General features: G+C 59.7%; 18 protein-coding genes. 17 read left to right on the top strand and 1 reads right to left on the bottom strand.

The window, feature by feature from the left end; genetic code table 11:
* The 15 genes from fliH (at position 1) to flhB (ending at position 12,311) form a co-directional block, all read left to right on the top strand.
* Complete coding sequence (gene fliH / locus FFS64_RS10820) at positions 1-786, top strand: flagellar assembly protein FliH (RefSeq protein WP_137805380.1); 786 nt, start codon at positions 1-3, stop codon at positions 784-786.
* Positions 776-2,134 carry a flagellar protein export ATPase FliI gene (fliI, locus tag FFS64_RS10825; RefSeq protein ID WP_095195721.1) on the top strand — a complete coding sequence of 453 codons (1,359 nt, stop codon included), beginning with the start codon at positions 776-778 and terminating at the stop codon, positions 2,132-2,134. Before fliH ends, fliI begins: the two co-directional genes overlap by 11 nt.
* A 6-nt stretch (positions 2,135-2,140) precedes the next feature.
* A complete protein-coding gene (gene fliJ, locus FFS64_RS10830) occupies positions 2,141-2,590 on the top strand; it encodes a flagellar export protein FliJ (RefSeq protein ID WP_095195720.1) in 450 nt (149 codons plus the stop codon).
* A gap of 213 nt (positions 2,591-2,803) precedes the next feature.
* Complete coding sequence (locus FFS64_RS10835) at positions 2,804-3,103, top strand: STAS domain-containing protein (protein WP_137805381.1); 300 nt, start codon at positions 2,804-2,806, stop codon at positions 3,101-3,103.
* 5 nt (positions 3,104-3,108) lie between these two features.
* Entirely contained in the window at positions 3,109-4,815 is a 1,707-nt protein-coding gene (locus tag FFS64_RS10840; protein WP_137805382.1) for a fused response regulator/phosphatase, read from the top strand.
* A 30-nt stretch (positions 4,816-4,845) separates the two neighbouring features.
* Complete coding sequence (locus FFS64_RS10845) at positions 4,846-5,214, top strand: Hpt domain-containing protein (protein WP_137805383.1); 369 nt, start codon at positions 4,846-4,848, stop codon at positions 5,212-5,214.
* 83 nt (positions 5,215-5,297) lie between these two features.
* Positions 5,298-6,677, top strand: coding sequence for a flagellar hook-length control protein FliK (locus tag FFS64_RS10850; RefSeq protein WP_137805384.1), 1,380 nt, complete (start codon positions 5,298-5,300; stop codon positions 6,675-6,677).
* A 233-nt stretch (positions 6,678-6,910) separates the two neighbouring features.
* Positions 6,911-7,411, top strand: a complete 501-nt coding sequence (gene fliL, locus FFS64_RS10855; protein WP_137805385.1) for a flagellar basal body-associated protein FliL — start codon at positions 6,911-6,913, stop codon at positions 7,409-7,411.
* A 9-nt stretch (positions 7,412-7,420) separates the two neighbouring features.
* A complete protein-coding gene (gene fliM, locus FFS64_RS10860; protein ID WP_056853014.1) occupies positions 7,421-8,389 on the top strand; it encodes a flagellar motor switch protein FliM in 969 nt (322 codons plus the stop codon).
* A gap of 66 nt (positions 8,390-8,455) precedes the next feature.
* The gene (fliN, locus tag FFS64_RS10865; protein WP_137805386.1) at positions 8,456-8,914 is read left to right on the top strand and encodes a flagellar motor switch protein FliN; all 459 of its coding nucleotides are present in this window, start codon (positions 8,456-8,458) and stop codon (positions 8,912-8,914) included.
* On the top strand, positions 8,915-9,355 hold the full coding sequence (gene fliO, locus FFS64_RS10870) for a flagellar biosynthetic protein FliO (RefSeq protein ID WP_137805387.1): 441 nt from the start codon (positions 8,915-8,917) through the stop codon (positions 9,353-9,355). It begins immediately after the preceding gene.
* Positions 9,355-10,113 (top strand): flagellar type III secretion system pore protein FliP, encoded by a 759-nt coding sequence (gene fliP / locus FFS64_RS10875; RefSeq protein ID WP_137805388.1) that lies wholly within the window; start codon positions 9,355-9,357, stop codon positions 10,111-10,113. The genes fliO and fliP overlap by 1 nt, the downstream gene beginning before the upstream one ends.
* Positions 10,110-10,379 (top strand): flagellar biosynthesis protein FliQ, encoded by a 270-nt coding sequence (gene fliQ / locus FFS64_RS10880; RefSeq protein WP_008058625.1) that lies wholly within the window; start codon positions 10,110-10,112, stop codon positions 10,377-10,379. Before fliP ends, fliQ begins: the two co-directional genes overlap by 4 nt.
* A 3-nt stretch (positions 10,380-10,382) precedes the next feature.
* The gene (fliR, locus tag FFS64_RS10885) at positions 10,383-11,168 is read left to right on the top strand and encodes a flagellar biosynthetic protein FliR (protein WP_137805389.1); all 786 of its coding nucleotides are present in this window, start codon (positions 10,383-10,385) and stop codon (positions 11,166-11,168) included.
* Positions 11,169-11,171: 3 nt separating this feature from the next.
* A complete protein-coding gene (gene flhB / locus FFS64_RS10890) occupies positions 11,172-12,311 on the top strand; it encodes a flagellar biosynthesis protein FlhB (protein ID WP_095195710.1) in 1,140 nt (379 codons plus the stop codon).
* Positions 12,312-12,423: 112 nt separating this feature from the next.
* Here flhB and FFS64_RS10895 read toward each other — a convergent pair whose 3' ends face one another.
* A complete protein-coding gene (locus FFS64_RS10895) occupies positions 12,424-13,458 on the bottom strand; it encodes an RHS repeat-associated core domain-containing protein (RefSeq protein ID WP_137805390.1) in 1,035 nt (344 codons plus the stop codon).
* A 349-nt stretch (positions 13,459-13,807) separates the two neighbouring features.
* Between FFS64_RS10895 and flhA the strand changes: the two genes are divergently transcribed.
* Complete coding sequence (gene flhA / locus FFS64_RS10900; protein ID WP_095195708.1) at positions 13,808-15,937, top strand: flagellar biosynthesis protein FlhA; 2,130 nt, start codon at positions 13,808-13,810, stop codon at positions 15,935-15,937.
* Between the two features lie 11 nt (positions 15,938-15,948).
* The gene (flhF, locus tag FFS64_RS10905) at positions 15,949-17,274 is read left to right on the top strand and encodes a flagellar biosynthesis protein FlhF (RefSeq protein ID WP_137805391.1); all 1,326 of its coding nucleotides are present in this window, start codon (positions 15,949-15,951) and stop codon (positions 17,272-17,274) included.
* Positions 17,275-17,339: the final 65 nt, after the last annotated feature.

Genomic DNA, 17,339 nt, shown 5'->3' on the forward strand with positions numbered 1-17,339 from the left:
ATGGCTAAGCATGACGATTCACCCACTGACCTGATCCGGGCCAGGGATGTCAGTGGTTTCGATACCTGGGCGCTGCCCAGCTTCGACCCGCCGGAACCCGAGCCTGAGCCGGAGCCGGAACCCGAGCCGCCGGAAATGGAAGAAGTGCCGCTGGAGGAAGTTCAGCCACTGACCCTTGAAGAACTCGAAAGCATTCGCCAGGAAGCCTACAACGAAGGCTTCGCGGTAGGGGAGCGAGAAGGTTTCCACAGCACCACGCTCAAGGTTCGTCAGGAGGCGGAGGCGGCGCTGGCGCCCAAGATCGCGGGGCTGGAGCAACTGATGACGCACCTGTTCGAGCCTATCGCCGAACAGGACACTCTGATCGAAAAATCCCTGGTCGACCTCGTGCAGCACATCACCAAACAGGTGATTCAGCGCGAACTGGCCATCGACTCGACGCAAATCGAACACGTCATGCGCGAAGCGCTCAAGCTGCTGCCACTGGGCGTGGGCAATGTGCGGCTGTACATCAATCCGCAGGATTTCGAACAGGTCAAAGCCCTGCGCGAGCGCCACGAAGAAACCTGGCGCATCGTCGAGGACGAGTCGCTGCTGCCGGGCGGTTGCCGGGTCGAGACTGAACACAGTCGTATCGACGCCACGGTCGAAACCCGTGTGGTGCAGGTCATGGACAAACTGTTCGATCAGCTCCATGAGCAGGCATTGCATCCGGCTGCACCGGACGTGACCCTTGAGCTGCCGATCGAAGGCAAGCCTGCGCCGGACATTCCCGATGCGCCTTGAACGCACCAGTTTCGCCAAGCGCCTGGGCAGTTATGCCGAGGCCACGCAACTGGCCGGCGCACCGATCCTTGAAGGCCGCCTGCTGCGCATGGTCGGCCTGACCCTCGAAGCCGAAGGCTTGCGTGCGGCTATGGGCAGTCGCTGCATGGTCATCAACGACGACAGCTATCACCCGGTGCAGGTGGAAGCCGAAGTCATGGGCTTCTCCGGCAGCAAGGTCTTTCTGATGCCGGTCGGTAGCGTCGCCGGTATTGCGCCCGGCGCCCGGGTCGTACCGCTGTCGGACAGCGGCCGCTTGCCGATGGGCATGAGCATGCTTGGCCGTGTACTCGATGGCGCCGGCCGTGCGTTGGACGGCAAGGGCGGGATGAAGGCCGAAGACTGGGTGCCGATGGACGGCCCGACCATCAATCCGCTCAAGCGTGAACCGATCAGCGAACCGCTGGATGTGGGCATTCGCTGCATCAACGGTATGTTGACGGTCGGTCGCGGTCAGCGGCTCGGGCTGTTTGCCGGTACCGGTGTCGGTAAGTCCGTGCTGCTGGGCATGATGACCCGCTTCACCGAGGCCGACATTATTGTCGTCGGGCTGATCGGCGAGCGGGGTCGTGAAGTTAAAGAATTCATTGAACACATTCTCGGTGAAGAGGGCCTCAAGCGCTCGGTGGTGGTGGCGTCCCCGGCGGACGATGCACCGCTGATGCGTCTGCGTGCGGCCATGTATTGCACGCGAATCGCCGAGTATTTCCGCGACAAGGGCAAGAACGTCCTGTTGCTGATGGACTCGCTGACCCGTTTCGCCCAGGCCCAGCGGGAAATCGCCCTGGCCATCGGCGAGCCGCCGGCCACCAAGGGCTATCCGCCGTCGGTGTTCGCCAAACTGCCGAAACTGGTGGAGCGGGCCGGTAATGCCGAGAAGGGCGGCGGTTCGATCACAGCGTTCTACACCGTACTGTCCGAAGGCGATGACCAGCAAGACCCGATTGCCGACTCGGCGCGAGGCGTACTCGACGGGCACATCGTGCTGTCGCGGCGATTGGCTGAGGAAGGCCATTACCCGGCCATCGACATCGAGGCGTCCATCAGCCGGGTCATGCCGGCGGTGGTGTCGCCGGAACACATGACCCGAGCGCAGTATTTCAAGCAACTGTGGTCGCGCTATCAACAGAGTCGGGACCTGATCAGCGTTGGCGCTTATGTCGCTGGCGGGGATCGCGAAACCGATCTGGCGATTTCCCTGCAACCGCAATTGGTCAAATACCTGCGTCAGGGCCTCAATGACAGCATCAGCCTGGGTGAAAGCGAAGCGTACCTCGCGTCGATCTTCGCGCCCGCGGCGGGCGGTTAACCGGTCATGGCCCAGACTCGGGCGGGGCGCCTGGCCCCTGTGGTGGAAATGGCCGAAAAGGCCGAGAAAACCGCCGTCCAGCGCCTGGGGCACTTTCAGGGTCAGGTGCGCCTGGCGGAAAGCAAACTCGCCGACCTCGAAGCCTTTCGTCTCGACTACCAGGAACAGTGGATCGTGCGCGGTAGCGGCGGCGTGTCCGGCCAATGGCTGCTGGGGTATCAGGGTTTTCTTGCACAACTGGGCACGGCCATCGATCAGCAGCGGCAAAGCCTGGCTTGGCACCAGAACAACCTGAACAAGGCACGGGACACCTGGCAACAGGCCTTCGCCCGGGTCGAGGGATTGCGTAAGCTGGTTCAGCGCTACATGGATGAGGCGCGGGCGCTGGAGGACAAGCGCGAGCAGAAACTGCTCGACGAATTGTCCCAGCGGTTGCCGCGCCAGGACCAGTATTGATTCAATTGGACCGCGTTATCGTTCTTCGCGGGCAAGCCACGCTCCCACAGGTTTGGTGTCGTTCAACAAGTCATGTACGACGCGAAATCTGTGGGAGCGGGCTTGCCCGCGATTGCGATCCGACAGACACCACAAATTTGCTGCCTTGCCCCAACCTCTACCAAATGCTAAACCTTGTACAAGCAGGTTTACCAATGACAAGGAAGCCATGACATGTCAGTCGTTACAGAAGTCTCTGCGGATGGGCAAAAGCTGACGATATCGGTCAGGGGACGATTCGATTTCGCCAAGCATCAGGAGTTTCGGGAGTCCTACGAGGACAAGGCGCTCGCCGAGGTCGTGATCGACCTCAAAGAGGCAACCTACCTCGACAGCTCCGCACTGGGCATGCTGCTCCTGTTGCGTGATCACGCCGGCGGCGACGACTCCGATATACGCGTGGTCAACAGCAGTTCCGACGTGAGGAAAATCCTCGCCATCTCCAATTTCGACAAACTGTTCGACATCAGTTGATCGCCGTGCAGCCTGCACTCGAATCGCTGACGATTTTGATCGCTGAAGACAGCGCGGCTGATCGCATGCTGTTGTCGAGTATCGTCCGTCGCCAGGGGCATCAAGTACTCACGGCTGCCAATGGCGCTGAAGCAGTCGAGGAGTTTCGCCAGCAACGGCCGCAACTGGTGTTGATGGATGCGATGATGCCGGTGATGGATGGTTTCGAGGCGGCCCAACAGATCAAGGAGTTGGCCGGGGAAACCCTGGTGCCGATCATCTTCCTTACCTCGCTGTCCGAGAGCGAAGCCTTGGCCCGCTGCCTGGAGGTCGGAGGTGACGATTTTCTGGCGAAGCCGTACAACCAGGTGATTCTCGCCGCCAAAATCAAGGCGATGGACCGTCTACGACGGTTGCAGACGACGGTGCTGCAGCAGCGCGACCAGATCGCCCGGCACCATGACTACCTGCTCAACGAACAGCGGGTGGCCAAGGCCGTGTTCGACAAAGTGGCCCATTCCGGCTGTTTGAAAGCGCCCAACATCCGCTATCTGCAATCGCCCTACGCACTGTTCAACGGCGATTTGCTATTGGCTGCGTTCACCCCGGCCGGCGACATGCACGTGTTGCTGGGCGATTTTACCGGCCATGGCTTGCCGGCCGCAGTGGGAGCAATGCCCCTGGCCGAAGTCTTTTACGGCATGACCGCCAAGGGCTATGGCCTGGCGGAAACCCTGTGCGAAATGAATGCCAAGCTCAAGCGCATCCTGCCGGTGGACATGTTCTGTTGCGCAACGATGCTATGCCTGAGTTTTCAGCGGCGTTCGGTTGAGGTCTGGAACGGCGGCATGCCGGACGGCTACCTGCACAGTATTGCCACGGGGGAGCGCACGCTGCTGACGGCCCGGCACTTGCCGCTTGGCGTGCTGAGCCCGCAAACCTTCGACGACCGCACCGAAGTGTTTCCGATGGCCATTGGGGATCGGGTGTTTCTGTTGTCCGACGGGGTGATCGATACCTGTGATGCCAATGAGCAGTTGTTTGGTGTGCAGCGCTTGCAGCAGGTGTTTGCGGCCAATCGACAGCCCGATGCGTTGTTCGAGGACATCAACCAGGCGTTGAGGGATTTTCGCGGTGAGGCCCGGGACGATGTCAGCATGGTCGAAGTTAGCCTGCTGGACCCGGTGCAACTGAGTCCGCCTGCGCCGGTCTATTCCGACAGCGGTCAGTCCTGTCCGCTGGACTGGTCGGTGAGTTTCGAATATCGCGCCGCCACGCTCAAACGCTTCAACCCGCTGCCGTACCTGCTGCAATTGCTGCTTGAGGTGCACGGTCTGCGGACACAGAGCGGCGCGCTGTACAGTGTTCTGGCCGAGTTGTATTCCAATGCCCTGGAGCATGGGGTGCTGGGTCTGGATTCAAACCTCAAGAGCGATGTCGCCGGGTTTGCCCGTTACTACCAGCTGCGCAATTCGCGCCTGGATGAACTGCAGGACGGTTACGTGCGGGTCCATCTACAGGTCACGCCGCAAGGCGAGGGTGGGTGTCTGGTAATACGCGTCGAGGACAGCGGCAAGGGATTTGATGTCGAGCGAGTGATGGAACGTCCGGTCGATCCAGTCCGTTTGTCGGGACGTGGCGTCAATCTGATCCGTCAGTTGGGGCATAACGCCAGTTGGTCCGACGATGGTCGAAGTGCCCGCGTGGAGTTTTTCTGGGAGGCTCTGGCATAATCCGCGCATTCTTGATCAAGGAGTGAGCAAGTGACTGACAAACATCTGGACCCGGGCGTACTCAGTGCATTGCGGGAAGTCATGGAGGATGAGTTTTCGACGTTGGTCGAAACCTTCCTGGCGGACTGCGAAGAGCGGTTGCAGCAATTGACTGCGGCTGGCGATGCCACTCGCATTCTCGAGACCGCGCATAGCTTCAAGGGCAGCAGCAGCAACATGGGCGCGATTCGCCTGGCTGAGCTGTGTCATGACCTGGAGCAGCAGGCCAAAGAGCGTAACTTTTGCGCCATTGAAACACTGGTCGCTGAAATCGCCCGCGAATTCGCCTTGGTCCGGCCACTTTATGAAGAAGAGCGACAGCGTTCGCTCTCTGCCATCGCGACCGTTCGGCCGTATTGATTACGATCGGACAAAACTGGCTCGACCTTTGCAGCCAACTCTCCCAACTGTACCTACGATCCCAGTGCAGCGGAGACCGTTAAATGCCCGTTACCCCCAATTTGCTTCTTCAGGCCACCGCGCAGGCCAAGACTCAAGCCGCCTCCGCCAATTCCACGGCGCTGTCCGCTGAGCCCGGGGACAAGGCTTCCAGCTTCGCTCAGGTGTACGCCAAGCAGGCGCAGAGCAAACCTGTTGCAGTGGCTGAAGGTTCGGCCAAGCCGGTCCGTGACAAAGCTGCGGACAGCACCGGCAAGACGGATGTCACCGACGACAAATCTGCCGCCCCGGAACCGGTCGTTGCCGATAGCGGCAAAACCTTGCCCGCCGATAAACCGGCGCAGGTTGACGATAAGACGGCCGATGAATCGGCGGACACCACGCAGACGCCGGTTGCCGATGCTGCGCCTATCGATCCGACGCTCGACCCTGCGTTACTGCAAGTCGTGCAACCAGCGGTCACTGTGCCGGTTCCGGCAACACCGCCGGCGGTAGATGTCGCACTGCCGCAGGTCCAGGCTCCGGTTGCCGCGACTGTCACGGCGCCCGCGCCAGTGGCAGCGGCAGCGGTCGTCGCCATCACCGATACCGATACCGATTTCGATCCCGAAGCCGATCCGCTCGACGCACTGCCCGCCGTGCGTATGGCCATGGAGCAGAGCGGCCACGTTTCCGCATCCAGTCAGGCACAACCCAAGGCCGCACCGACACCTGCTCAGGCACAGGCCGATGGTGAGCAGACCTCGGCGCAGAACTTTGCCGCCGGCATGGCCAGCATGCTCGATGTGCAGGCCGGCAAGGACAGTACCAGCCAGGGTGGCGACAAGGCGTTCAGCGGTCTGATCGATGAGGGGCTCAAGGATCTCAAATCGGCCAGCAGCGATACCCGGGTCGACGATTTCGCCAACCGCCTGGCGGCATTGACGCAAGCGGCCACGCCGAAAACCGCCAATGCCTTGCCGGTGAACCAGCCGATTGCCATGCATCAGAGTGGCTGGACCGAGGAGGTGGTGAATCGGGTCATGTACCTGTCCAGCGCCAACCTCAAGGCGGCTGACATCCAGTTGCAACCGGCTGAACTGGGACGCCTCGACATTCGTGTGAACATGGTGCCGGACCAGCAGACCCAAGTGACGTTCATGAGCGCACACCCAAGCGTTCGCGAAGCGCTGGACGGCCAGGTTCATCGCCTGCGTGACATGTTCGCGCAACAGGGCATGGGCCAGGTCGACGTCAACGTCTCCGACCAGTCCCGGGGTTCGCAGCAAGGGCAGGAGCAGGCTCAGCAGAGTCAGGGCGGGCGAACCAGTGCCGGCGGTGGGCGCCTTGACTCAATGGATGACGAGCTGACCCCAAGCGTCGCCGAAGTCACCGCTCCGGTGACCAGCGTGATCGGCTCCAGCGCTGTCGACTACTACGCCTGATCAGCCAGACACCAAACCCTGTGGGAGCGAGCCTGCTCGCGAAGGCACCAGATCAGACACCTTTTCGGTAACTGACAGATTGCTTTCGCGAGCAGGTTCGCTCCCACAATGGTCGTGTGGTGCTCTTCGGATCGCTTCCGGTCCACCCATCTCCCTCCCGACACTTCTGGCATAACACTTGCTCTTGCCTATCCGTGCGACTGTGAAAACCCGAATAGTGACGGATTATTGGCATGGCGAAGAGCGACGCAGCAGTAAAAGACCCCGCAACCAAAGGCAAACTCAAGCTGATTATCGCGATCGTGCTGGCCCTGCTGCTGGCGATCGGTTTGTCCGTGTGGGCGACCTGGTACTTCATGCACAGCGCCCAGAGCAAGCCTGTCGCCGCGGCTGAAATCGCTCCGGTGGGCAAGCAGCCGGCGATTTTCGAGTCTATGGCACCAGCGTTTGTCGCCAACTACAACCAGAACGGCCGTCAGCGCTACATGCAGGTGAGCATCACCATGCTCGCGCGCAATCAGGTGGATCTGGACGCGCTCAAGGTTCACATGCCGGTGATCCGCAATAACCTGGTCATGCTGTTCTCCGGGCAGGACTTCGCCACGCTCGCGTCGCCGGTCGGCCAGGAAATGCTGCGTCAGAAAGCCACGGCCAGCGTCCAGGAAGTGGCGCAGAAAGAACTCGGCAAAGTGGTCGTCGAGCATTTGCTTTTCACTAATTTCGTACTGCAGTAGGAACACGACATGGCCGTGCAGGACCTGCTGTCCCAGGATGAAATCGACGCGCTGTTGCATGGCGTGGACGATGGTCTGGTACAGACCGATAACGCTGCCGAACCCGGCACCGTCAAAAGCTACGACCTGACCAGCCAGGATCGCATCGTCCGTGGACGCATGCCGACCCTGGAGATGATCAACGAACGTTTCGCCCGCTACACGCGCATCAGCATGTTCAACATGCTGCGCCGCTCGGCAGACGTGGCGGTCGGTGGCGTGCAGGTGATGAAGTTCGGCGAATACGTGCACTCGCTGTACGTGCCGACCAGTCTCAACCTGGTCAAGATCAAACCGCTGCGCGGCACCGCGCTGTTCATCCTCGACGCCAAGCTGGTGTTCAAGCTGGTGGACAACTTCTTCGGCGGCGACGGCCGTCACGCCAAGATCGAAGGGCGTGAATTCACCCCGACCGAACTGCGTGTGGTGCGCATGGTGCTGGAGCAGGCCTTCATTGACTTGAAGGAAGCCTGGCAGGCGATCATGGAAGTGAACTTCGAGTACATCAACTCGGAAGTGAACCCGGCCATGGCCAACATCGTCGGCCCGAGCGAAGCCATTGTGGTGTCGACCTTCCACATCGAACTCGATGGCGGTGGCGGTGACCTGCACGTGACCATGCCGTATTCGATGATCGAGCCGGTGCGCGAAATGCTCGACGCCGGCTTCCAGTCGGACCTCGACGATCAGGACGAACGCTGGGTCAATGCCTTGCGTCAGGACGTGCTGGATGTCGACGTGCCGATCGGTGCCACGGTGGCCCGTCGCCAGTTGAAGCTGCGTGACATCCTGCACATGCAGCCGGGGGACATCATCCCGGTGGAAATGCCGGAAGACATGATCATGCGCGCCAACGGCGTACCGGCCTTCAAGGTCAAGATGGGCTCGCACAAAGGCAACCTTGCGTTGCAGGTGATCGAGCCGATTGAGCGCCGCTGACCGGCGCTCCAACCCTATTTGAAATGACTGCTTCTGACTGAGCAGTTGCTCGCCGAGGACAATTTGATGGCTGACGATATGAATAACCAGGACGACCAGGCGCTGGCTGACGAGTGGGCTGCGGCCCTGGAAGAGTCCGGCGACGGCGGGCAGGCCGACATCGATGCACTGCTGGCCGCCGATGCTTCCGGTTCTTCTTCCAATCGCCTGGCGATGGAAGAATTCGGCAGCGTGCCGAGAAACAATGATCCGGTCACCCTCGATGGCCCGAACCTGGACGTCATCCTCGATATCCCGGTGTCGATCTCCATGGAAGTGGGCAGCACCGACATCAACATTCGCAACCTGTTGCAACTCAACCAGGGTTCGGTGATCGAGCTCGATCGCCTGGCCGGTGAGCCGCTGGACGTGCTGGTCAACGGCACGCTGATCGCCCATGGCGAAGTGGTGGTGGTCAACGAGAAGTTCGGCATCCGCCTGACCGACGTGATCAGCCCAAGCGAACGCATCAAGAAGCTGCGCTGAGTGAAAACGCTTCTTTGGAGCCTGTTGGCGTTGCCGCTCAGTGTGTTGGCGGTCGAGCCTGCTGCCACTGCCGCCGCTGCGCCGGTGGCCAGCAGCGGGGTGGCTGGGCAATTGACGCAGCTTGTGCTGGGTTTGTTGCTGGTGCTGGGGTTGATCTTCTTCCTCGCCTGGCTGCTGCGCCGGGTCCAGCAGGCAGGTCCCGCCGGCAAGGGGCAGGTGATCGAGCTGATCGGTTCCCGCGCCCTCGGTCCGCGTGACCGGCTGATGCTGGTGCAAGTCGGCAACGAGCAGATCCTGCTCGGCCTGAGCCCCGGCACGATCACTGCGCTGCATGTGCTCAAAGAGCCCATTGAAGTGCCGACCACCGCCGACAAAGCAACTCCGGAGTTTGCCCAGCATCTGTTGAAGATACTCGGCAAGGATCAGAAGGATAAGAAGTAATGGGTGCGTTACGCATCGTCTTGACGCTGGCCCTGCTGCTGGTCGCGCCGCTGGCGTTCGCCGCCGATCCGTTGTCGATCCCGGCCATCACCCTGGGCACCAATGCCGAGGGTGCCCAGGAATACTCGGTCAGTCTGCAAATCCTGCTGATCATGACCGCGCTGAGTTTCATCCCGGCGTTCGTCATGCTGATGACCAGTTTCACCCGGATCATCATCGTCTTTTCGATCCTGCGCCAGGCCCTGGGCCTGCAACAGACACCGTCGAACCAGATCCTCACGGGCATGGCGCTGTTCCTGACCCTGTTCATCATGGCGCCGGTGTTCGATCGGGTTAACCAGGACGCCTTGCAACCGTATCTCGCGGAAAAAATGACCGCCCAGGATGCGGTGGCCAAGGCCCAGGTGCCGATCAAGGACTTCATGCTCGCCCAGACCCGCACCAGTGATCTGGAGCTGTTCATGCGCCTGTCCAAGCGCACCGACATTGCTTCGCCGGATCAGGCGCCGTTAACCATTCTGGTACCGGCGTTCGTGACCTCGGAGTTGAAAACCGCGTTCCAGATCGGCTTCATGATCTTCATCCCGTTCCTGATCATCGACCTGGTCGTGGCCAGTGTGCTGATGGCCATGGGTATGATGATGCTGTCGCCGCTGATCATTTCCCTGCCGTTCAAAATCATGCTGTTCGTGCTGGTCGATGGCTGGGCGCTGATCATCGGCACCCTGGCCAGCAGTTTTGGCGGTGTCTCGCCATGACGCCTGAAGTCGCCGTCGACATCTTCCGCGAAGCCTTGTGGCTGACCACCCTGATGGTCGCGGTGCTGGTGATTCCGAGTCTGCTGGTCGGCCTGATCGTGGCGATGTTCCAGGCCGCGACCCAGATCAACGAACAGACCCTGAGCTTCCTCCCGCGCCTGCTGGTGATGCTGGTGACGCTGATCGTCGCCGGCCCGTGGCTGGTGCAAACCTTCATGGAGTACATCCTGCAGTTGTACGGCAGCATTCCGCAGGTCATCGGCTAAGCCATGTCGTCGCTACTGCAACTGACGGACACCCAGATCAGCACCTGGGTGGCGGCGTTCATGTTGCCGCTGTTCCGCATCGGCGCCTTGCTGATGGTCATGCCGGTGTTCGGCACCTCCCTGGTACCCAAGCGCATCCGCCTGTATTTCGCCCTGGCCATCACCCTGGTCATCGCCCCGAGCCTGCCGCCCATGCCCCCGGTCAATGCATTGGCCCTGAGCGGATGGATGCTGATTGGCGAGCAGATCCTCGTCGGCGCGATCCTCGGTTTCTCCCTGCAATTGTTCTTTCAGGCGTTCGTGGTGGCGGGGCAGATCGTCGCCATCCAGATGGGCATGGGCTTCGCCTCGATGGTCGACCCCACCAACGGCGTGTCGGTGGCCGTGATCGGGCAGTTCTTCACCATGCTGGTGACGCTGATGTTCCTGGCCATGAACGGTCATCTGGTGGTGTTTGAAGTACTCACCGAAAGCTTTACCACGCTGCCGGTGGGCAGCGGCTTGACGGTCAATCATTTCTGGGAACTGGCCGGCAAGCTCGGCTGGGTGCTTGGCGCGGCGCTGCTGTTGGTGCTGCCGGCGATCACCGCGCTGCTGGTGGTCAACATCGCCTTTGGCGTGATGACCCGGGCGGCGCCGCAACTGAACATTTTTTCCATCGGCTTCCCGCTGACCCTGGTGCTTGGGCTGTTTATCGTCTGGGTCGGGCTGGCGGACATTCTCAATCAGTATCAACCGCTGGCCACCGAGGCCTTGCAGTTTTTACGCGAACTGGCAAAGGCGCGCTGAGTCATGTCTGAGAGCGAGAGCGGTCAGGACAAAACAGAAGACCCCACGGAGAAAAAGAAAAAGGACGCCCGTGAGAAGGGCGAGATTGCCCGTTCCAAGGAACTCAACACCCTGGCGATCATGCTCGCCGGCGCCGGTGCTCTGCTGATCTTCGGTGGCGCGCTGGCCCAGGACATGATGGATCTGATGCGCCTGAATTTTTCCCTGTCGCGGGACGTGGTGCTGGATCAACGGGCGATGGGTACTTACCTGCTGCACTCCGGGCAGATTGCCTTGCTGGCGGTTCAGCCGGTGATGATCACCTTGTTGCTGGCCGCGCTGATCGGCCCGATTTCCCTCGGTGGCTGGCTGTTCTCTGCCGGCACCATGGCCCCCAAATTCAGCCGCATGAACCCCGGCGCTGGCCTCAAACGCATGTTCTCCGCCAAGGCCGTGGCCGAGTTGCTCAAGGCCCTGGCGAAGTTTTTCATCGTCCTGTTCGTGGCGCTGGTGGTGTTGTCGGCGGACATCGACGACCTGTTGCGCATCGCCCATGAACCGCTGGACCGCGCCATCACCCACAGTTTGCAAGTGGTCGGCTGGAGTACCCTGTGGATGGCGTGCGGGCTGATCATCATTGCCGCCGTTGACGTGCCGATCCAGCTTTGGGAAAGCATCAAGAAACTGAAAATGACCAAGCAGGAAGTGCGCGACGAGCACAAGGACCAGGAAGGCCGGCCAGAGGTCAAGCAACGGATCCGTCAGCTGCAACGGGAAATGTCCCAGCGACGAATGATGGCGGCCATCCCCGACGCCGACGTGGTCATCACCAACCCGACCCACTACGCCGTGGCCCTCAAGTACGACGCGGACAAGAGCGGCGCGCCGATGCTGATCGCCAAGGGCAGTGACTTCCTCGCGTTGAAAATTCGAGAAATTGCGGCGGCCAACGAAATTCTGCTGCTGGAATCGCCAGCACTGGCGCGGTCGATTTACTACTCCACGGAGTTGGAGCAGGAGATTCCGGGGGGCTTGTATCTCGCCGTTGCGCAGGTGCTGGCGTACGTCTATCAGATTCGCCAGTACAAGGCGGGCAAAGGCAAGCGGCCGGATCCGTTGAAGGATGATTTGCCGATTCCGCCGGATTTGCGGCGAGATTCTTGATGTCACCATTAATTCAAAGATAGAGCTTTTGTCCTGTGCGATAGTGCTTCGAACTGGTTGCGTTCTAATATCGTTGAATTCATAGACTTAAAAATACTCATTATTAAATTTTCTACGTTTGTCTGGAGAGGCGAAAATCAAAGTCAAGAATATCTCTTTCCTGTTTTAATTTTTCTATTTTAGGGTTGCGTATGCGATTTATTTGTTCTAAGTATTCTTTAGCAAGGTTCTTGTTGATTTGTGGGGTAACGAGAACAAAATGCGTGTCAGTTTGATTGGCTGCGGATATCAGAGCGCTTTCATTAAGTATTGGGCGTGAAGCGTCTCCGCTATTAATGTGGTTAAATAAATTTGTCTGATCGTCCAGGAAATTGTTCGTAGTTGATGGAGACGAGGCTTCCGTAGAACTTAAAATGGTATTGGTGGAGCTTTTAGGAAAATCTTTACGGAATTTGGCTTGTATGGGGTCTTTTTTCAGGATTTTTTTATCTAATTTTATTATTTTATCGTTGGTTTTCAGGGCGTCCTCGGGAGATAAGTTGGAGTATCTGTAAAGTTTGCCGTTACGCGTTACTTTTCCACTGATTCGAGTTGCCTCGATAAGAAGTTTTGAATATTTCCCGTTCGGATCACTCCTGTTTACCGGATCTCCCAAACAATAAGCATATGGATTTATCCCCCCTCTCCCAAATGGACTCAAGCGGTCCGGGCTGATAAAACGCATCAAAACCGGATTGAACATTCGATACCCATTACCCAAAAAATAGTACCCGGTCACCGGATCCGCTCGCTCGCCATTGAAACCGAGCAGGCTGAGTAATCCACTGGCAGCTGAGCGGTGGCCGTAGGGTGAATAGGCGATTGAGTGTCGTGGATGATTGGCCTTGAGCGTCTGCAACACCGAGCGTTGTCGATCGGTTGCCAATAGCGTGGTGTCGCGAGTATTGCCGTCGTCCTGCTGCTGAGCCAACAACTGGTCGAGGTGTTGGACAATGGAGGAGTGCGCCGCGGCGGTTATCACGGTCGTCAGTTGGCTTTCGCAGTAGAAACACTGCTGCTCTGGCGCGTTTGCCGACGCATTTGCGATCAGGCGGTCCAGGGCGTCGTAGTGATATCGGCTGAGCACGGTGACGGGCAGCGATGGCATGCGTGAGTGCTCCGAAGGTTCGAAGTGCTGGCGCTCAGTATCGGTGGGATTGCATGGGGAGGGTACTAGCAGAACTGATAGGTTCGGTCGCGGCACAATCTTCTGAATCACCCAATACCTGTGGCGAGGGAACAAGCTCCCTCGCCACATAGGGATTTGATTCGATTGCTTGGTTTGCCGCATAGGCAGTTCCGGCCTCTTCGCGAGCAGGCCAGAGTAGGCAATACAGATTTCCTCTGACAAACCCCTCTATTTCAACCCCTCGCAAAAGTTGGAAAGCTTCTTGCAGTAGCCCCGCTGCGCCCGCTTCAGGCGTCAAAAGTTTGCTTTAAAGGCACGGGGATTACCGGTGGATCGCTCTCAGTTACTCAGCAGTACACGCACGCACATGGCAGACCTCAGTCGAGGCAATCTGGGCGTGCCGTTGTTGCTGCTGGTCATGTTGGCGATGATGATGTTGCCGATGCCGCCGTTCCTGCTCGACGTGTTTTTCACCTTCAACATTGCCCTGTCGATTGTCGTATTGCTGGTCTGCGTCTACGCCTTGCGGCCGCTGGATTTCGCGGTGTTCCCCACCATCCTGCTGGTGGCGACGCTGTTGCGGCTGGCGCTGAACGTGGCCTCCACGCGGGTGGTGATGCTCCACGGCCAGGATGGTCACGCGGCCGCCGGTAAGGTGATCCAGGCCTTCGGCGAGGTGGTGATCGGCGGTAACTATGTGGTCGGTATCGTGGTGTTCGCGATTCTGATGATCATCAACTTCGTCGTGGTGACCAAGGGCGCCGGGCGGATTTCCGAGGTGAGCGCGCGTTTCACCCTCGATGCGATGCCCGGCAAGCAAATGGCGATCGACGCCGACCTCAATGCCGGCCTGATCGACCAGGCCCAGGCCAAGGCCCGTCGTTCGGAAGTGGCTCAGGAAGCCGAGTTCTACGGTTCCATGGACGGTGCCAGCAAGTTCGTGCGCGGTGATGCCATTGCCGGTTTGCTGATTCTGTTCATCAACCTGATCGGCGGCATGGCGGTCGGTATCTTCCAGCACAATATGACTTTCGCCGATGCTGGCAAGGTTTACGCACTGTTGACCATCGGTGACGGTTTGGTGGCGCAATTGCCATCACTGCTGTTGTCCACCGCGGCGGCGATCATGGTGACCCGTGCTTCCGGTTCGGAAGACATGGGCAAGCAGATCAATCGCCAGATGTTCGCCTCGCCCAAGGCCCTGGCCGTGTCGGCGGGTTTGATGGCAGTGATGGGCCTGGTGCCCGGTATGCCGCATTTTTCCTTCCTGAGCATGGCCGCCCTGGCGGCGGGTGGCGCGTACCTGTTCTGGCGCAAGCAGAACATCGTTAAGGTCCAGGCTCTGCAAGAGGTCAAGCGTCAACAGGAACTGCTGCCGTCGCCGGCCCGCGCCCAGGAAACCAAGGAGCTGGGCTGGGATGACGTGACGCCGATCGACATGATCGGCCTGGAAGTGGGCTATCGCCTGATTCCGCTGGTGGACCGCAATCAGGGTGGTCAATTGCTGGCGCGGATCAAGGGCGTGCGCAAGAAGCTGTCCCAGGACCTGGGTTTCCTGATGCCGACCGTGCACATCCGCGACAACCTCGACCTGGCGCCGAGTGCCTACCGCCTGACCCTGATGGGGGTGATCCTGGCAGAAGCGGAGATCTACCCGGACCGCGAACTGGCGATCAACCCCGGGCAGGTCTACGGCTCGCTCAACGGCATCACCGCCAAAGATCCGGCTTTCGGGCTGGAGGCGGTGTGGATCGAAATCAGCCAGCGTGCCCAAGCGCAATCGCTGGGCTACACCGTGGTCGATGCCAGTACCGTAGTGGCAACCCACTTGAACCAGATTCTGTACAAGCACTCCAGCGAGCTGATCGGTCACGAGGAAGTGCAGCAACTTATGCAATTGCTGGCGAAAAACTCGCCGAAACTGGCCGAAGAACTGGTGCCGGGCGTGCTGTCGCTGTCGCAATTGCTCAAGGTCCTGCAGGCTCTGCTGGCCGAGCAGGTGCCGGTGCGCGATATTCGCAGCATTGCCGAAGCCATCGCCAACAACGCTTCCAAGAGTCAAGATACTGCCGCATTGGTGGCCGCGGTGCGTGTCGGCGTTTCCCGCGCCATCGTCCAAAGCATTGTAGGCACTGACTCCGAGCTGCCAGTTATCACGCTGGAGCCAAGGTTGGAACAAATATTGCTCAATAGTCTGCAGAAGGCAGGACAAGGCTCGGAAGAGGGCGTTCTGCTGGAGCCAAGCATGGCTGAGAAGTTGCAACGCTCGTTGATCGATGCGGCGCAGCGCCAGGAGATGCAAGGTCAACCGGTGATTCTGCTGGTAGCCGGTCCGGTTCGCGCGATGCTCTCGCGGTTTGGCCGTCTGGCAGTCCCGGGTTTGCACGTTTTGGCTTACCAGGAAATCCCTGACAACAAGCAAGTGACCATCGTTGCGACAGTAGGGCCCAACGGCTGAGGTAGTGGGTTATGCAAGTTAAGCGTTTTTTCGCCGCCGATATGCGTCAGGCCATGAAACTGGTTCGTGATGAGCTGGGCGCCGATGCCGCCATCATTGGCAACCGCCGGATCGCTGGTGGTGTCGAGCTGACGGCTGCCCTGGATTACAAGCTGTCGGCGCTGGCGCCGCGTGTTCCGAACATGGAACTCGAAGACGAGCTGCGCAAGACGCAATCGCGGATCGTCACCGCCCAGGCCGAATTGAGCCTGCGCAGCGAGGGCGAGAGCGATAACGCCACCAATCGCCAGTTGTTCGCCGGCCTGCCGCTCACGGCCGCCGAGCCGCTGATCGAACCAACCTATGCCGAGCCCCGTCGCCCTGCGCCGGCACCTACTGCTGCGCCTGCGGTCGATCAGCGGGTGTTCGACTCGATGCGTTTCGAACTCAACGGCCTGCGTGAATTGCTCGAAGTACAACTCGGCTCTTTGGCGTGGAATCAGCTGCAAGGCAGCCGTCCGGACCAGGCCAACCTCTGGCGCCGCTTGCAACGCATCGGCCTGTCCGGCCCGTTGTCGCGGGATTTGCTGGCGCAGATCACTGATATCGAAGAGCCCCGCCAGGCCTGGCGCATGTTGCTGGCCCACTTGGCGCGGATGATTGCCACACCGGAAGTCGAACCGCTGGAAGAGGGTGGTGTGATTGCCATGGTCGGTCCTGCCGGCATGGGCAAGACCACTACCCTGGCCAAGCTGGCTGCCCGTTACGTACTCAAGTACGGCGCGCAAAACATCGCGCTTGTGAGTATGGACAGCTATCGTATTGGTGCCCAGGAGCAACTCAAGACCCTGGGCCGGATTCTCAACGTGTCGGTAACCCACGTCGATCCGGGCCAATCGCTGGTGCAGGCGCTGGATCCACTGCTGCGCAAACGCGTCGTGCTGATCGATACCGCCGGCCTGCAAGCCAGCGATCCGGCGCTGCGCATGCAGCTTGAAAGCCTGGCCGGGCGTGGCATCAAGTCAAAAAATTACCTGGTCCTGGCAACCACCAGCCAAAAGCAGGTTCTAACCGCCGCTTATCACAGTTACAAGCGCTGCGGGCTCGCTGGCTGCATCCTGACTAAACTGGATGAAACGGCGAGTCTGGGCGAGGTGTTGAGCCTTGCCATCAGCCATGAGTTGCCGGTGGCGTACCTGACCGATGGTCCGCGGATTCCGGATGATTTGCATCTGCCGCGTCGTCATCAACTGGTCAGTCGCGCCGTGAGCGTGCAAATGCAGGAAGAGCCCAGCGAAGAAGCCATGGCTGACATGTTCGCTGATATCTACCACAGCCCGACCAAGCAGGTAGGCTGAGGTGGCAATGAATCGTTTTTGTACCTACATCGATGGTCTGCCATGCATTGTTCCAGTTGCGAACG

The organism is Pseudomonas sp. G(2018), from assembly GCF_005502415.1.
Classification (GTDB): Bacteria; Pseudomonadota; Gammaproteobacteria; order Pseudomonadales; family Pseudomonadaceae; genus Aquipseudomonas.

What these genes read in the sequence shown, in the direction of transcription:
- flhF (WP_137805391.1), top strand. Translation starts at nt 15,949, where the DNA reads ATGCAAGTTAAGCGTTTTTTCGCCGCCGATATGCGTCAGGCCATGAAA.
- FFS64_RS10835 (WP_137805381.1), top strand. Translation starts at nt 2,804, where the DNA reads ATGTCAGTCGTTACAGAAGTCTCTGCGGATGGGCAAAAGCTGACGATA.
- FFS64_RS10850 (WP_137805384.1), top strand. Translation starts at nt 5,298, where the DNA reads ATGCCCGTTACCCCCAATTTGCTTCTTCAGGCCACCGCGCAGGCCAAG.
- fliL (WP_137805385.1), top strand. Translation starts at nt 6,911, where the DNA reads ATGGCGAAGAGCGACGCAGCAGTAAAAGACCCCGCAACCAAAGGCAAA.
- fliP (WP_137805388.1), top strand. Translation starts at nt 9,355, where the DNA reads ATGGGTGCGTTACGCATCGTCTTGACGCTGGCCCTGCTGCTGGTCGCG.
- fliH (WP_137805380.1), top strand. Translation starts at nt 1, where the DNA reads ATGGCTAAGCATGACGATTCACCCACTGACCTGATCCGGGCCAGGGAT.
- fliQ (WP_008058625.1), top strand. Translation starts at nt 10,110, where the DNA reads ATGACGCCTGAAGTCGCCGTCGACATCTTCCGCGAAGCCTTGTGGCTG.
- fliR (WP_137805389.1), top strand. Translation starts at nt 10,383, where the DNA reads ATGTCGTCGCTACTGCAACTGACGGACACCCAGATCAGCACCTGGGTG.
- fliN (WP_137805386.1), top strand. Translation starts at nt 8,456, where the DNA reads ATGGCTGACGATATGAATAACCAGGACGACCAGGCGCTGGCTGACGAG.
- FFS64_RS10895 (WP_137805390.1), bottom strand. Translation starts at nt 13,458, where the DNA reads ATGCCATCGCTGCCCGTCACCGTGCTCAGCCGATATCACTACGACGCC.
- fliJ (WP_095195720.1), top strand. Translation starts at nt 2,141, where the DNA reads ATGGCCCAGACTCGGGCGGGGCGCCTGGCCCCTGTGGTGGAAATGGCC.
- fliI (WP_095195721.1), top strand. Translation starts at nt 776, where the DNA reads ATGCGCCTTGAACGCACCAGTTTCGCCAAGCGCCTGGGCAGTTATGCC.
- flhB (WP_095195710.1), top strand. Translation starts at nt 11,172, where the DNA reads ATGTCTGAGAGCGAGAGCGGTCAGGACAAAACAGAAGACCCCACGGAG.
- fliM (WP_056853014.1), top strand. Translation starts at nt 7,421, where the DNA reads ATGGCCGTGCAGGACCTGCTGTCCCAGGATGAAATCGACGCGCTGTTG.